The 15,172-nt window shown below is 63.1% G+C and carries 9 protein-coding genes and 1 pseudogene; 1 reads left to right on the top strand and 9 read right to left on the bottom strand.

Features of this window, described 5'->3' with window-relative positions; translation table 11 throughout:
* Positions 1–237: 237 nt before the first annotated feature.
* A complete protein-coding gene (locus ACFPN5_RS12240; protein WP_379783564.1) occupies positions 238–1,365 on the bottom strand; it encodes an amidohydrolase family protein in 1,128 nt (375 codons plus the stop codon).
* Between the two features lie 299 nt (positions 1,366–1,664).
* On the opposite strand from ACFPN5_RS12240, the gene ACFPN5_RS12235 reads away from it, so the two are divergent.
* Positions 1,665–2,702 carry a fumarylacetoacetate hydrolase family protein gene (locus ACFPN5_RS12235; protein ID WP_379783562.1) on the top strand — a complete coding sequence of 346 codons (1,038 nt, stop codon included), beginning with the start codon at positions 1,665–1,667 and terminating at the stop codon, positions 2,700–2,702.
* 99 nt (positions 2,703–2,801) lie between these two features.
* Here the strand turns inward: ACFPN5_RS12235 and ACFPN5_RS12230 are convergent.
* The 8 genes and pseudogenes from ACFPN5_RS12230 to ACFPN5_RS12195 form a co-directional block, all read right to left on the bottom strand.
* Positions 2,802–4,032: pseudogene (locus ACFPN5_RS12230) on the bottom strand (IS3 family transposase).
* Positions 4,033–4,138: 106 nt separating this feature from the next.
* The gene (locus ACFPN5_RS12225) at positions 4,139–6,610 is read right to left on the bottom strand and encodes an efflux RND transporter permease subunit (protein ID WP_379783910.1); all 2,472 of its coding nucleotides are present in this window, start codon (positions 6,608–6,610) and stop codon (positions 4,139–4,141) included.
* Positions 6,610–7,710: a WD40/YVTN/BNR-like repeat-containing protein gene (locus ACFPN5_RS12220; protein WP_379783560.1), complete on the bottom strand. Its 1,101-nt coding sequence runs from the start codon at positions 7,708–7,710 to the stop codon at positions 6,610–6,612. Before ACFPN5_RS12220 ends, ACFPN5_RS12225 begins: the two co-directional genes overlap by 1 nt.
* A gap of 63 nt (positions 7,711–7,773) precedes the next feature.
* Positions 7,774–9,126: a DUF1329 domain-containing protein gene (locus ACFPN5_RS12215; RefSeq protein ID WP_379783558.1), complete on the bottom strand. Its 1,353-nt coding sequence runs from the start codon at positions 9,124–9,126 to the stop codon at positions 7,774–7,776.
* A gap of 18 nt (positions 9,127–9,144) precedes the next feature.
* Positions 9,145–10,854 (bottom strand): DUF1302 domain-containing protein, encoded by a 1,710-nt coding sequence (locus ACFPN5_RS12210; RefSeq protein WP_379783556.1) that lies wholly within the window; start codon positions 10,852–10,854, stop codon positions 9,145–9,147.
* Between the two features lie 347 nt (positions 10,855–11,201).
* A complete protein-coding gene (locus ACFPN5_RS12205) occupies positions 11,202–12,347 on the bottom strand; it encodes an MFS transporter (protein ID WP_379783554.1) in 1,146 nt (381 codons plus the stop codon).
* 186 nt (positions 12,348–12,533) lie between these two features.
* Positions 12,534–13,925 carry a LysR family transcriptional regulator gene (locus ACFPN5_RS12200; RefSeq protein WP_379783552.1) on the bottom strand — a complete coding sequence of 464 codons (1,392 nt, stop codon included), beginning with the start codon at positions 13,923–13,925 and terminating at the stop codon, positions 12,534–12,536.
* Entirely contained in the window at positions 13,922–15,148 is a 1,227-nt protein-coding gene (locus ACFPN5_RS12195; protein ID WP_379783550.1) for a gallate dioxygenase, read from the bottom strand. Before ACFPN5_RS12195 ends, ACFPN5_RS12200 begins: the two co-directional genes overlap by 4 nt.
* Positions 15,149–15,172 lie beyond the last annotated feature (24 nt).

Here is a 15,172-nt window from a genome sequence, read left to right as displayed (position 1 = left end):
GAGGGGCACCTGATCCGTAAAATGGATTATTCCGATACAACCTATCGGCCCGGTAAATGCCTTGGCATGAGTAGCTGCGCGCCTCCTGCCTGCGCCGCAAGCGCGCGAACGCCGGCGCAGGCCATTCAGCCTGAAATGGAGTTACCGATAGGATGTAGCGGGAATGTTGATTCTCCGACCCTCCGGCGCTGCGGGTCGTGCTGGTGTCGGCAGCGCTGCTGCGCTGCCGGAACGAGCTCAGGACGGGACGGTCGCCTGCCAGCCTGCAGGCCGCAAGCCCTGGCCCAGCAGGCGCTCTGCGTTGCGGTAGGCAATGCACTCACGGTCTTCCTGCGACAAGCCGGGCACCGAATCGAGCAGGCCGGCAAGCCCGTACTGGCCCATGTCGAAGGGATAGTCCGTACCGGTCACCACCTGGCCGATACCGGCTTCCTCGATCAGGTGCCGCAGCGCCTCGGGTTCATACACGAGGTTGTCGAACCAGATCTGGCGCAGGTACTCACCCGGCGGTTTGGCGCAGCTGCGCGCGTCGGGCCGTGCATGCCAGGCGTGGTTGGAGCGCCCGATGTACGAGGGAAGGTAGCCGCCGCCGTGCGCCGCCAGGATCTTCACGCCCGGGTAGCGGTCCAGCACGCCCCCAAAGATCAGGTGAGACAGTGCGATCGTGGTCTCGATGGGCTGCCCGATCACGTTCGACAGGTAATGGCGGTCCAGGCGTGTCCCCAGCGTGGTCCCGAAAGGATGGATGAACACGATGCAGCCCAGTTCCTCGACCTTGGCCCAGAAGCGCTCGAACATGGGGTCCGCCAGCTCTTTACCGGCGACCATCGTGGAGATCTCCATGCCGCGCAGGCCCTGCTTGCGTACCGCATGCTCGAGCTGTTCGATCGCGAGCGCGGGATGCTGCAGCGCCAGTGTGCCGAGTCCCAGGAAGCGATCCGGATGCGTGGCGCATAGTTCCGCTATTCCATCGTTCTGGATGCGTACCACCTCGGCAGCCAGTTCCGGCTCGGCCCAGTAGTAGTGCTGGGTCGAGGTCGGACTCACCAGCTGCATGTCGACGCCCATCGCGTCCATGTCGCGCAGGCGCTCATCGAGCCTGGTCAGCTTCGGCCCGGCCTGGGGCAGCATTACCTTGTTGTTGTACTCCACCGTCGCGGCGCCCATCGCGCGCAGCATCATTTCCGGCTCGGCCAGCTTCTGCGGCAGTCCGGCAACCAGCTTTTCGACTTCCGGGAACAGCGCATGGCAGTGGAGGTCGACGGTGAAGGTCCTGGCCTTTCCACGCAATGGGTCCTGCACGAGGGCGGCGTGGCCCGCCGGGCAATCGCTGGGGCACTGCGGCGTACATTGGTGAAACAGCATGTGTTCTCCTGGTCGTGAGTTGGCTAGCGACCCTCCCCGAGGGCGGTGCGAATCCGGCCGATTCTACCGATCCCGTCTCTGTCGCCGGAATGATTTTTCCGATCACTGGCATCGGCCGAACCGATGGGTCGTGCACGCCCGGAGTGCCTGACGGCGTCGGGCCACCTATCGGTTTTTCAGGAAGGTCCTTACGGAATTCTGCATTCGTCAACAGGCCGCGCCGTCCCTATACTGGGGCGCTATCAAACCGCCTGAATCCAGCGAATCCAGCATTACTTACAAACGAAGGAATCCGTAATATGACAGACACCCACATCCAGGCCGGCTTCAGTCTCGGCACCTTTTCGGCCGCGGGATCCCAGCCTTTCGCAGGCCTCATCCGTGGGGACCAGGTCATTGCCCTGCATACGTTGAAGAAGCTGGCTGATGGCAACGGGTTGCAGCTGACCGGCAGCGAATCGGTGTTCGCCCTGCTCCAAAACTGGCACACCAATTTCGCGGCGCTGTCCGACGCGCTCGCGCTGGCCGACCAGGGGGGCGCGCTCGACTGGGCACCGGTATCCAGCCTGAAGGTACATGCCCCCGTCGACCTGCCACGCCAGATCTTCTGCACTGGCGCCAACTACTTCAAGCACGTCGTGGATATCCTGGTCAGCATGGGTCCCGGCGCCCATCCGGGAACCGAGGGAATGACGCCTGCGGAACATCGCACCTATGCTGAAAACATGATGCAGGAGCGCGCAACGACGGGCTCGCCCTACGTCTTCAGCAAGCTCCCCTCTGCCGTCACCGGGCCATACGACCCGGTCATCCTGCCTGCCCTGGCCAGCCAGCCCGACTGGGAACTGGAACTGGCGGTCGTGATCGGCAAACCGGCGCGCCATGTGCGGCGCGAACAGGCTGCGGACTACATCGCAGGCTATACGATCGCCAATGACATCACCAGCCGCGACCTGATCTGGTGCAAAGAGCCGAAGGCCATGGGGACGGACTGGGTCTCGAGCAAGAACTCCCCTACTTTCCTCCCGCTCGGCCCCTATCTGGTGCCAGCCGCTTTCGTGGCCGATCCGAAGCAGCTCCAGATCGTCCTGAAGCTCAATGGCGAGGTCATGCAGGACGAAAGCACATCCGACATGATCTTCGATATCGCTCGCCAGATCGAATACATCTCCAGCCGCGTGCAACTCTGGCCGGGGGATGTCATCTGCACTGGTTCGCCGGCCGGGAACGGTATCCATTACAAGCGTTTCCTGCGTGATGGCGATGTCATGGAAGCGTCGATTACGGGACTTGGCGAACAACGCAACGCCTGTGTTGCAGAGACCACCTCCCGATAAAGACGCCGCAGCCGCCGCGGTGTCGCCAGGCGCCCGAGGCTTTTTGAAACAGTATGTGTCTCGTCCTAAGGTAGGTTGACAGGGTCACGGCCTTTTTCGTTAACCCCTTGGATTTTGTATCACTGACGCCCGATGCACTGCATCGGGCGTTTTGTTTTGGAGCGCCGTATGCGGGCGCTCATGGTTATAGATGTGGACAGCCTGCTGCACAATGGTGGTGGCCTGCTCCAGATTTTGAGGCATCGTAGTCAGGAGCTCGCTCTTCAGGATGCCGTTGACCCGTTCGGCCAGAGCGTTCTGGTAGCAGTCGTAGCCATCGGTCATCGAGCACAAGACGCCATGCTGACGGTGGGCCTGCTGGTAAGATTCCGAGCAGTACTGCAGGCCGCGGTCCGAGTGATGGATCAGCTGACGCTCGGTGCTTCGGCAGCGCAGCGCCATGTTCCATGCTTTGAGCACTCCGTCGGTATGAAGGTTGGGGTGCAAGTGATACCCCATGATCCGACGCGAGTAAGCATCGGTTACCAGGCTGAGATAGCCCGTCGTTTCCCGCGTTTCGATATAGGTGATGTCGGCGACCCACAACTGTTCAGCCATTGCTGGCCTGGGTTGTGCCTTCACCAGATTCGGATGTTTGTGCATCCAGTGTTTCGAGTTCGTTGTCTTTCGATAGCAGCGCTTCGGATGCACCAGCATCCTGGCGCGCCGCAGTGCATCGAACAGCACGTCGCGTCCGAGCTTCAGCTCGGCACTGGCAAACTGGGCTTTGAGTAAAAAGTAGAGCTTGCGCGTGCCCATTTTGGGCTGACGCAGCCGCACCTGTTGCACCATTGTCTCGGCAACACGGTAACGTGCGGCACGTCCAATTTCTGCATGAATGCGCTTGTAGTGCGCCTGCCGGCTAATCCCGAACAACTGACAGACCCGACTGACGCTCAGGCCTTCCTCTTGCGCGAGGATTTGCGTTGTTCGGGCGAAGGCTTTTTTACGACCGTTACCCCATGCTCCCTGGCCAGGACATCGAGCATGGTCTTGTAGACGAGCGACTGCTGCCGGGATGTCTCCAGCTCCGCTTCCAACTGCTTGATCCGTTGCTCAGGGGTGAGAGGCTGTGTCATGTCTGCATGGGCCCGTACCAGTTGCAAAGCCAGCGGGCTCCAGTCCTGCTGCCCGTATCGCCGCAACCATACTAGCACCGTACTTCGACCCTGGATGCCGAACTTCTTCTGCGCCTGTCCGTAGGTTATTTCCCCTTTTTCGACCGAGGCGACCACCCTAGTTTAAAAGCCAGGGTGTAGTCGCGCTGGGTACGCTTTCCCTCAATCGCCATCTCGCTCTCCTTGAATAAGGCAAAGTTAGACAACCGATTTCAGGACGGGACAATGCCGCAAAAAAAGACGCCTGCCTCGGCGTCTTTTTTTGCGTCCGAGGACCGGTCAGCTGATGGACGCCTGTCCGTTCAGCACACCATCCTGTGAAGGCGCAATGCCTTTGGTCTGGCCGGTGGCGCCCGGCCCAGGTGCCGCTGCACCCACCGGGCGCAGCAGGAAGTGACCAAGCGCCGGCAACAGCACCAGGGCGCCGATCATATTCAGCAGGAACATGAAGGCGAGCAGGATGCCCATATCAGCCTGGAATTTAATCGGCGAGAACACCCAGGTCGCGACACCAACTGCCAGGGTCACACCGGTGAGCATCACGACCTTTCCCGTGAACAGCAATGCGCGGTAGTAAGCGTCCGACAGGCTCATTCCCTCTTTCATGCGCGCCTGCATGACGCTCAGGATGTACAGCGCATAGTCGACCCCGATGCCGACGCCGAGCGCGATCACCGGTAGCGTGGCAACCTTCACGCCGATGCCGAGGACCACCATCAAGGCTTCCGCCAGAAGTGAGGTCAGCATCAGTGGCAGCACCGCGACCACGACTGCACGCCAGCTGCGGAAGGTAATAAAGCAGAGCACGGTCACTGCGCCATACACCAGGAACAGCATCTCGTACCAGGCACGCTTGACGACGATGTTGGTTGCGGCCTCGATGCCGGCATTACCCGCGGCCTGCAGGAACTGGATGTCGGCGGTGTTGTTGGCAGCCGCGAAGCGCTCCACATGATCGACTACCCGCGCCAGCGTATCGGCGCGGTGATCCTGCAGGTAGAGGTACATGGTGAGCAGTCCACAGGACTCGTTGTACAGGCCGCGCGGCGCGCCGGCCGTGACCGAATTAAGCATGCCCTGGTTGTTCACGAGCTCATACCATTTCGGGTTGGCCTCGTTCAGGCCGCTCAGCATGCGGCGATTCAGCAGCGCCAGCGTGTTGACCGACTCCACACCGTCGAGCTGGCGCAGCTGCCACTCAAGCGCGTCGACCCGCCGGAGCACGTCAAAGCTGGAACAGCCGCCGTTCTCCGGCGTTTTCACCATCACGGCGAAGACGTCGCTGCTGGCGCCGTAGTGCGCGCTCAGGAAAGCGACGTCGCGGTTATAGCGCGATTCGGGACGCAATTCCGGTGCGCCAGGGTCTAGGTCGCCGATCTTCAGGTGCTGGCTCATCAAAACGCCTCCGGCCGCGAGCACGCAGGCACAGGCGACGGCCACGGTGGCATACGGCTTGCGGGTGAACAGGTCGAGGAAGCGCCACAGCCCTTCCTTCCGGCCGCCTGCGCCGCCCGTGTCAACGGCGTCTTCGGTACGCAGGCTGCGCTGGGCGGCCCTGGCGCTCACTCCGGTGTACGACAGGAGGATGGGCAAGAGGATCAGGTTGGTGAAGATAAGCGCCGCGACGCCGATGCTGGCGGCGATCGCCAGCTCCTTGATCGCCTGGATATCGATCATCAGCAGCACAGCGAACCCGACCGCGTCGGCCAGCAGTGCCGTGAGGCCGGCGAGGAACAGGCGCCGGAAGGTGCAGCGCGCCGCCACCAGCTTGTGCGCGCCGCGCCCAATGTCCTGCATGATGCCGTTCATTTTCTGGGCGCCATGGCTCATGCCGATCGCAAAGATCAGGAAAGGCACCAGCATCGAGTACGGGTCGAGCGCATACCCCAGGGTCGGCAGCAGGCCCAGCTGCCACACCACCGCGACCAGGGAACTGAGCACCACCAGCACGGTCGAGCGTACGCACCGGGTGTACCAGAACACCATGGCGGCAGCAATGGCGATTGCCGCTGCAAAGAACAGCAGTACCTGCCGTAGCCCGTCGATCAGGTCGCCGACGATCTTGGCGAAGCCCGTAATGTGGATGCGTACTCCCTGTGGCTCGTATTGCGTCCGGATCTTTTCGAGATCAGCCGACAGCGTCTGGTAGTCAAGCGGTTTGCCCTCGGCGTCGCTGGACAGCAAGGGCACGTAGATGACACTTGAGCGTCCGTCATGCGCCACGGTCTGACCGCTCTCACCGGAACGGGCAACATTGGTTGCCAGCTGGCGCATGCTGCCGGCCGAGCCGTCGTAGCCGTCGGGGATGACCGGCCCGCCTTCAAGTCCCTCTTCGGTGACACCCACCCAACGGGTGTTTGGCGTCCACAGCGACTTCATGAACGGACGATCGACACCGGGCAGCAGGAAGACGGCGTCGTTGATCTTCGCCAGCGTCGCCAGGTAGCGCGCATCATAGATGCTGCCCTGCGGGTTCTCGACGACGATGCGCACGGCATTGCCCAGGCCGCTCAGCTCTTTCTGGTACTTGAGGTAATTGACGATATAGGGATGCCCGGTCGGGATCGCCTTTTCGAAACTGGCATTCAGGCGCAGCTTGCTCGCCTGGAAGCCGAGCAGGCCGGTGACGATGGCGCACAGCAGCACGACAACGAGGCGGTGGTTGAACAGCAGGCGTTCGAGGAATGAACCGGACTGCGCATCGAACGGCGCGGCACCGGGGGCGCCATGGGTAAACGGTGGTGTGGGCATCATTTTGCGGCGACGGGATCGTGGATCGGGCCCGATGGGGCGGGAAGACGTACAGCGCCGGACATGCCGACTGTTACAATCGCGCCGTCGGGCTGGACGAGCACGTCGCTCAGGGGCGCGAGTGGCGGTGTTTTCAGGGCCGCGAGCGGCTTGCCCGGGGCCGCGCGGAGCAGCATCCCCGCCTGGTTGGCCATGAGCAGCGTGCCGCCGTGCACGCTGCTCATGGCGGTGATCGACACGGGCAGCGGCACTGCAAGCTTCTCCCAGCTTGCCCCCCTGTCGCCGGACCGCAAGGCATTGCCGCCCAGCCCGGCAACCGTGACCTGGCCGCCTATCAGTCCCAGCGCAAAGAAGCTGCCCTTGTAGGGCAACTCGATGCGCTCGAAGCGCTGCCCGCCATCAGTCGAGCGCAGCAGCAGGCCCTGCTCGCCCGCGATATAGACGTCGTCGCCGGATGCCCTGATTGCGTACATGTGGTTTCCGCGAGGGTTGTCCAGCAGGCGCGAGAACGGGGTCCAGGTTTTGCCGCCATCGCGGGTGCGGAACGCCAGGTTGTAGGCCCCGACGACGACCCCATTCTGCGCATCCTTGAAATACAGGTCGAGGAAGGGCTTGTCGGGACCATCCGCCACCAGGCGCTGCGCCTCGGCGAGATATCCTTCATTGGCCGAACCGCCAGCAGCCGGCTGCGCCTGGGCGTCGCGCAACATCAGTTGCGCGGCCCGGGTGCCGTCCATCTGCCGGGTCCACGACTCGCCGCCGTCGCGGCTATGCAGGATGACGCCGTAATGGCCGACGGCCCATCCATGGGTAGGTGTCGGGAACTGCACGGCGGCAAGGGTCACGCTCACAGGCACCTTGGCCTGACGCCACGAGGCACCACCGTCATCGGACAGGATGATGATGCCGCGCTCGCCGACCGCCACAATGCGCTTGCCGGCCTGGGTGACACCGGTCAGGTACGCTTTTGCCGGCTGGCGCACCATCTGGGCCGGCCGCATGACAGGATCGGCAACCGGCGCAGTCGAGGCGGCTGCGGCCGGCGCTGCAGCGCAGCTGCATGCCACGGCCAATGCAAGGATCAAACGCTTGAAATGCATGAATTGCTCCACAATGCGCCGGCATGGTTCTACCCCTCGCCGGCGCCAATCGACCAGTCCGGATCAGCGCACGCCGCTATTGAGTGAATCCGGCGAGAACGTTGCGTCCGAGTAGCGCGGCATGATCTTGTACTGCTCGGGCTTTTCATTCAGCACCAGGTTGGCGAACCAGGTATTCGACAGCAGGTCATAGAAGCCGAAGGTGATACCGGTGGTCGCCGGCAGGTCCGGCATCGTCACCGGCAGCTGCCACATGGTCTTCCACAGCTGTCCCTTGGCATCCCAGCGGTCGCCAAGGACGGCTACCCAGGTATCCTCATCGAGGTAGTACCGGCCTTTCGGCGCAACGTGGCGCACTCCCGGCTTGACGTTTGCTTCCACCACCCACACGCGGTGCAGCTCCCAGCGCACCATGTCGGGGTTGAGGTGCCTGCCGTTAATCAGGTCCATGTCCTTGCCCGCCAGCGAACGGTTGCTGTTGTAGGGGATCAGCATCTCCTTTTTGCCGACCAGCTTCCAGTCAAAACGGTCCAGGCGCCCGGCGAAGACGCTGATCTCGTCGAAGCTCATCACGCCGGCGGTAGCCGGGGTCGGGGTGTCGCAGCAGGCATTGGGCAGCTTGCGGGTGCGGCGCTGCCCGGCCAGGTAGACATAGCCGACATCGCGGTCCGGATCCAGGTTCTGGCGTCCCAGGATGGCTTCTCCGGCCCGGATGGGCGGCCCAGCGTTGACCAGGCGTATATTCCAGTAATTGCCATTGGCCGATCCCGCCGTCGCATCCTTGTAGAAGTAAGGCATGCTTTGGGCGGCAATGCCATCGACCGTCATCACCGGCTTTCCTTCGGAGGTGACCAGGTAGGCACGGTTGTTGAACTGCCAGTTCTCGCCGCGCCACGACAGCAGGTGGTTCCACATCGCCTCGGCGCCGTTCTTCGGAATCGGGAACGGAATGCCGCCATGGGCCCCCACCGGAACCTGCTTGTCGTTCAGCTTGGCCGTGCCGGCGTTTTTCAGTGTGTTCTCGTACACCCATTGGGGAGCCGCCGCCGTCCGGTGCGTCGGGTAGACGTCGATCCGGTAGCTCGCATGCTTCTTGAGCATGGCCTTGGCCCCGTCGCTCAGCTTGTCAGCATACTGGTCCATGTTCTTCGCGGTGATCGAATACAGCGGCTTTTCGCCCGCGTACGGGTCCTGGTCGCGCCGACCACCGGCTTTGAAACCGGCCGGTGGCCTTGTCAGTCCACCGTCCCAGGCCGGGATGCTGCCATCCTTGTTGCCGGCCTTCTCCGCGCCCAGCGGTGTCAGCGTTTTGCCGAGTTGTGCGGCTTCGTCGGCACTGACTGCGGCGCCGGCCATGCCCTGGATGCCCATGAGGCCGCCGAAGCCTGCCGTCACAATTGCTCGCTTGAAGTTCATATCGTGTCTCCCTGTTGATCAGAATGTACGGCGCAGCGACACCGAGGCGAAGTCGCGGTCCTTCAGCGCCTGCTTGTAGGTGTAGACGGCGGCCCCGTGGTCAGGGACCGCCGTCGGCGCGGCGGCGCCGTAGTAGTGGGTAAAGCTGAGACTGAAATGCCAGGCGTCTTCGTAGCGAGCGTTGATGCCAACGCTGATGTCGCCGCCCTTGTCAGGCCCGAACACCGAGCCGAATACGCCTGAAGTGCCCTTTGGCGTGTAGCCGAGGCCCACCGGAACATCGACGTCCAGGCCCGGCCTCGCCTGGCGGTAGGTCGGGGTGTAGACCAGCCGCATTCCCCATGCGTCACGCGTCGCGTTGGGATCGAGGTGATCGGCATGCGAGGTGACGCTGGTAACGCGGTTCCAGGCAAATTCGGCCAGCAGCATCGATTCGGACGAAATGACGTTGGGCGCCAGCGCGGCCAGGGTCGAGACATTCAGGTGGGCGGTCCGGCCCACAGGATAGACCGTGTTGCGGCGGTTGTCGGCCGGCGCGGCCGGGCCGCCGAATGCCGGGGGCACGATGCCGTACAGGTCGGCCGATCCGGCGTGGCTGAGCGGCGTGTTATGGCGCACCGACGCTTCGGCGGACACATTGAACTGGCCAATCGTCCGGGTGGCGCTGAGCCCGAAGGTCCGGATGCCTTCATGGTAGAAGTACCGGTACGTGGCGGGAAATGGTCCGGTCGGGGTCCGGGCCAGGGACAGCACGATGTCCGGCGACTTGCTGTGATAGCGGGCGGCGTAGAAGCCCAGATCGATATCGCTGCCCTCGGGCGACCACTTCAGCTGGATGCCGCCCTGCCCCGAGTCCCTGGCATCGAGGTCGCCGCGGTAGCGGCTGCGCGGGGCGGGCGGCGCAGCAATGATCAGACTTTCGTTGCCGGGTCCGATGTTATCGCCGGTGCTGAAGTAACTGCCGGAACCCGGCAGCCGGTTTTCTTCCCACTGGTACTGGTAATAGCCGCCGAGCGTGAGATTCGAGGCAAGCTGGATCTGCCCCGACACCTGCCCGACCGGCCGGATCAATTCCTTGAACTGGGTGTTCGGAACCGATTGCCCCTTGACCACGTCGATCGGCTGCTGGGCCGCCGCGATCCCGTTCATGCCGTAGAACAGCGTTTCACCGTAGACCAGGGCATGGCGCCCTGCCCGCACCGAAACCGGCATTCCGCCGATTTCCCCGTTGGCGAACACAAAGGCTTCGAGCAGCTCCGCCTTGCGGCCGTGCAGCTTGCGGGTCGCTTCAGTGAATTTCGTGTGCGGCACCGACAGGGCGTTGTAGGTGAACGGCGAATCGTTGTCGGTATCGCGGTTGTAGACCGAGTCGTACCACGCGGCGCCACTGACGCGGGCGCCGACGTTCTTGTAGGTCAGGTCGATTTCCGACAGCAGGTCGAAGCGATTCGAGATCAGGCCCTTGCCGAAGTTGCGGTCACCGTCATCCCCGTTCGTGGCATTCGGCCCGCTCACCAGCACGGGGCTCTGGTCCTTCAGGCGAAATGCGGCGCTGTACTTGATCGTGTTATCCCAGCGCAGCTTCAGGTCAGGATTCCCGGTGTCGATTTCGGAAGCGCCGGCGTCCTGCAGGGTCAGCAGTGCGCCGAATGCCAGCGCCAGCAACAGTACTGCGTGATTTGCTTTTCCAGGGGTCGAACAGGCGTGACGGCTTGCTAAGTGTGGCATGGAGTCTCCAGTCTGGTTATTCCCGCGCAGCTTGTGGACCGCTGCGTTGTTTCGATAGATTGCGTTGCGCGTCAACGCCGCATACGGACGTGGCGCGGCCACTGCCGGCCCATGGGGGGCAGCCAGGATTGTCGTGATCGAGTGCTGGTTGCGCTCAGCCGGTACTTGGCTGGGATGGTTTCATGGTGAGGTCTCCTGGATCGTTATCGGCTCTGTACGAGCACTTTTCTTGCAATGATCATATCGACGAACGATGCGCCTTAAAAATCGTTTCTTCCGATTCGAACTAACGGAAACATCGATACATCGACAAGGAGCCCGGCCCGGATGCGTTCGACCGGAACCAGTCAGGAACGCGCCGGCACCACATTGTCGGACCGCCGCGGCAGGAAACAGGCCACCGCGCAGGCGGCGATGAGCACCGCGGCAAAGCCCAGGCTGGAATAACCCGACAGCTTGACGATGGTCCCGCCGAGGATCGGCCCCACCGCCGCCCCGATCATCACCATTGCTGGCGTAGCGCCCACCGCGCGGCCGCTGGGATCGAGCGCAGCCAGTAGTCCGAAGGCGAAGGTATGCGTGAAGATCATCACGGCGGCGAAGAACATCGCACCGGCCGCATAAGGGACGAAAGACTGGCTTTGCGTCATGAGAAGGGCCAGGACCGCCTGCAGGAGCGGCCCGCAGAGAAGCACCGTGCGCGGGTTGAGGCGCCGCTGGAGAAATGCGGCAAGCGGCGCCGGAATGAGGTTGACGAAACCGAGCGCGATCAGCACTCCGGCTACCGCCGCCGTTCCATAGCCGCGGTCCGCGCCGATGCGCTCGAGAAACGCGAACATCATCGCCTGTGTGAGCGCCATGCAGCTGATGCCCGCGGCAGCCAACCATACAGCGCGAGGCAATTTTCCGTTTGTGCCATGTGTGCGACCTGTGGGCAAGCGGGTATCGGGGAATCCGATCGCGGCCACGCAAGCAGCAAAGGCCATGACACTGGCGAAGGTCCAGAACAGCGCGGGCGCGCCCACGCTGGTCACGATTTTCGGAACGCCGACCATGAACAGCACGGCGAACACGCCTAGTGCGAAGCCGACGGTGGCGAACAGGCGGTGCGGATTGCCGCTGCGGCCGACGGCGGCATGGGTCAGGCTCAAGGCAGTTCCCGCTGCCAGGCCGGCGGTCAGGTGCAACAGGGCCATGATCGCGTAATCGTTCACCAGCCCGACCCCGCCGAATGCGGCGGCGGCGACGGCAAAGCCAGCGGTCACGACGGCGCGCGCAGGCATGCGGTTCGAGCGGGGGGCAACAAATGCGCTCGCGGAGACGGCGCCAATCAGGAACAGGGTAGCCAATCCACCGGCCTGCTGGGGATCGAGCCCGTAGCCGCTGATCAGCACTCCGACCCAGACCGGTAACGCGACCAGGTCAACCATCCCTGCGCAATGCGCGACCATCAGGGTGGCCCGGCCGCCCCAGTTTTCCGATGTGCTACCCATAACTGTCTCCTTGATGTTTGTTCGCATGTTCAGGCGCCCTTGCATACTGTCGTGCGCAGCGTATGGCCCTGGCTCGACATTGGCGATTTCCTAATGTACCGGCAGTTTGTGCGCCCCACCAATCCGACCTTCCGATTGGTGGTATCCGGCCAACCAATAGCTCCGCCCCACCGGGGTCAAGTACGGTCAGTCCCGCCTTCCGGCCAGGGCGTCGCAATCATGCGAAGGCGCGCTTCGCCCGACGATGCCGCGGATTTCGGCGATCAAGGTGCTGGCGCCGGGCGACGCGCTGCTGTCGGCACGCTGCGTAATCCCGATCACCCTCGTGGTATTTGGCAAGGCAATATCAAGGACGGTCAGCATGCCGGCGTCAATCTCGTACTCGAGCTGCGTGGCCGAGATCGCGGTGACCTGATCGGTATTGCTGATCACGCCGCGCAGGATGGCCAGGTCGCTCGTTTCAACCGCCGCTAGCGGCGGCGGCAAGCCCTCCAGCTTGAACGCCAGGTCCAGTTGCTTGCGTGCCGGCGTAGAGCCGTTCGGCAGGACCCAGCTCAGCGCCGCCAGATCCTTCAGGGCGAGCCCCTGCACCTGCGCCAGCGGATGCCCGGCCCTGACCACGATCGCCATGCTGTCGCTGAGCAGGGGCTCGCTCGTAAAATCGCGTGCATGGTCGGCCGGACGCAAGGCGCCGAAAATGAAATCGATATCACCTGCGCGCAACCTGGCTGCAAGCGATTCGTATGGCCCCTCGACGGTGGCGATCTGCAACTGCGGATGCTTTCGCAGCACGTTCGTCATTGCCAGCGGGAGTATCGAGGTCCGGCCAAGCGGAAGCGCGCCGATGACGACCCGCCCCCTGGTCGTACCTTGCAGGGCGGCCAGGTCGGCTTCAACCTGCCGCAATTCGAGCAGTGCGCGCTTCACCCGAAAGAACAAGCGTTCGCCGCTCACAGTGAGCAACATGCCTTTCGAGGTGCGCGTGAACAGGTCCAGTCCGAGCTTGCTTTCCAGGTCGTTGAGCGCCCGGCTCACCGCCGGCTGGGTGACACCGAGTTCCTTCGCCACGGTGGGCATATGGCCGCTCTCGGCCAGCTTGACAAAGGCTTCGAGCCGGGACTCATGAAACAGGCTGCTGGGAAAGTGAACGTTCGAGATCCGGCTCGACTCGCGGGTCTTGCCCGAGATTTCGCTGACGCCGGCCTCGAACTCGCTGAACGCGCGCGTGGCTCGGTACAGCACGGCCGAACCGAATGCATTGCACAACATGCCCGACGCCTTGCGCTCGAACAGTTCCACATTCAGGGCCTCTTCAAGGGCATGGATCGACCGGGTCACCGCGGACTGCGCCCTGCACAACTGTTCGGATGCCCGCGTCACGCTGCAATTGTCGGCGACGGCAATTAGCGCCTGCAGGTGGCGAAAATTGACCAGGCAGGAAAAAGCCGGCTTCGCGGGCGGCGGCGCGTGCCTGTACCCTGATACGCCTGTCTGCAAGGACGATATATGGTCTTGGACTGCGCGGCGGGCCGGTCCCGCTTCGAACCCCGGCCGTTCAGCCCTGCCCGGCCCGCTCAAGCCGACTCCGGCACTTTCCTCGTACTGAGGAAGTCCTCGAGACTTTCGCCGCGCATGCTCGCATAGACCTGCAGGTTCGACATCTTCTGCACGCGGGCGAATTTTTCGAGCACAAAAAAGGACACGCCATACTGGATCAGGCCGAGCCAGTCCCTGCCTCGCACCAGCGCCTTTTCATGCTCGGTGAGGTCGGATTCGCCGAACGCCGCCTCCAGGTCACGCGCCACCAGTTCACGAAAGGCCGGCTCCCTGTGGCGCCAGAAGAAGCGGTTCAGCTTGAGCGCCTTGACGCTGTGTTCGATGTCGAACGCATACGTGCCGGGGATATCTTCCACACCCAGCAACTGGGTATTCGAGTGCGCCAGGGGAGGCTCCTGCGGCTGGCCGGCGTCCTGTTCATACACCGCCACCGCCATGTTGGTCGTGGTGGCCAGATAATGGTTCTGGTGCAGGCATCGGATCTTGCCGTCCATGGCGCCGCGCATGGCCATCCACATGATGACTTCAGCGCTCTCGGCACCGCCACGACGGATCAGGTCCGCATGCGTCAGTCCAGTGAGGTATTCCGGCTGCTCGACGAACAGCTCCAGAAACTGCTCATCCCACTCGGTATCGTTGAAGCCGGTACGTTCACCGTGGATCTGGTGCGACAGCCCGCCAGTGCCGACCACGACCACCTTCAGGTCTTCCGGGAAGGATTCGATGGCGCGCCGCACCGCCTGCCCCAGCTTGTAGCAGCGCGCAGCCGTCGGTAACGGGTGCTGGAGCACGTTGATGGCGATCGGCAGGATGGCGCCTGGCCAGGCTGGCTCGTGCGGCCACATCAATGCCAGCGGCGAATTGCAGCCATGGTCGAGTGGCCGGTCCTGGAACACTGCCATGTCGAATTCTTCGTTCACCAGGCGATTGGCCACATGCTCCGCAAGCTTGGCGTGCCCCCTGATGTTGGGCAGCGGGCGGCGGCCAGCGCCCTCGTCGGCCATGTCGAATTCCGGCGACACGCCGATGGCGAAAGTTGGATAGCAGTCGAAGAAAAAGCTGTTCGCATGGTCGTTGTAGAAGAAGACCAGTACGTCCGGCTTCTTCTCTTCCAGCCATTTCGCCACCGGCTCATAGCCTTCGAACAGCGGCGCCCACGCCGGGTCGTTCTGCCGCTTCTTGTCGTAGGCGAGGCCAATGGTAGGGACATGGGACGTTCCGATACCGCCAATGATTTTTGCCATGATGCTTTCCGGGTAATGAGTGGG

It is taken from the genome of Massilia niabensis (genome assembly GCF_042655085.1).
In the GTDB taxonomy this organism is placed as follows: domain Bacteria; phylum Pseudomonadota; class Gammaproteobacteria; order Burkholderiales; family Burkholderiaceae_D; genus Telluria; species Telluria niabensis.
The sequence above is the reverse complement of the archived record's forward strand: the minus strand, read 5'-3'. Positions and strand labels throughout refer to the sequence as shown.

What these genes read in the sequence shown, in the direction of transcription:
- ACFPN5_RS12240 (WP_379783564.1), bottom strand. Translation starts at nt 1,365, where the DNA reads ATGCTGTTTCACCAATGTACGCCGCAGTGCCCCAGCGATTGCCCGGCG.
- ACFPN5_RS12235 (WP_379783562.1), top strand. Translation starts at nt 1,665, where the DNA reads ATGACAGACACCCACATCCAGGCCGGCTTCAGTCTCGGCACCTTTTCG.
- ACFPN5_RS12225 (WP_379783910.1), bottom strand. Translation starts at nt 6,610, where the DNA reads ATGCCCACACCACCGTTTACCCATGGCGCCCCCGGTGCCGCGCCGTTC.
- ACFPN5_RS12220 (WP_379783560.1), bottom strand. Translation starts at nt 7,710, where the DNA reads ATGCATTTCAAGCGTTTGATCCTTGCATTGGCCGTGGCATGCAGCTGC.
- ACFPN5_RS12215 (WP_379783558.1), bottom strand. Translation starts at nt 9,126, where the DNA reads ATGAACTTCAAGCGAGCAATTGTGACGGCAGGCTTCGGCGGCCTCATG.
- ACFPN5_RS12210 (WP_379783556.1), bottom strand. Translation starts at nt 10,854, where the DNA reads ATGCCACACTTAGCAAGCCGTCACGCCTGTTCGACCCCTGGAAAAGCA.
- ACFPN5_RS12205 (WP_379783554.1), bottom strand. Translation starts at nt 12,347, where the DNA reads ATGGGTAGCACATCGGAAAACTGGGGCGGCCGGGCCACCCTGATGGTC.
- ACFPN5_RS12195 (WP_379783550.1), bottom strand. Translation starts at nt 15,148, where the DNA reads ATGGCAAAAATCATTGGCGGTATCGGAACGTCCCATGTCCCTACCATT.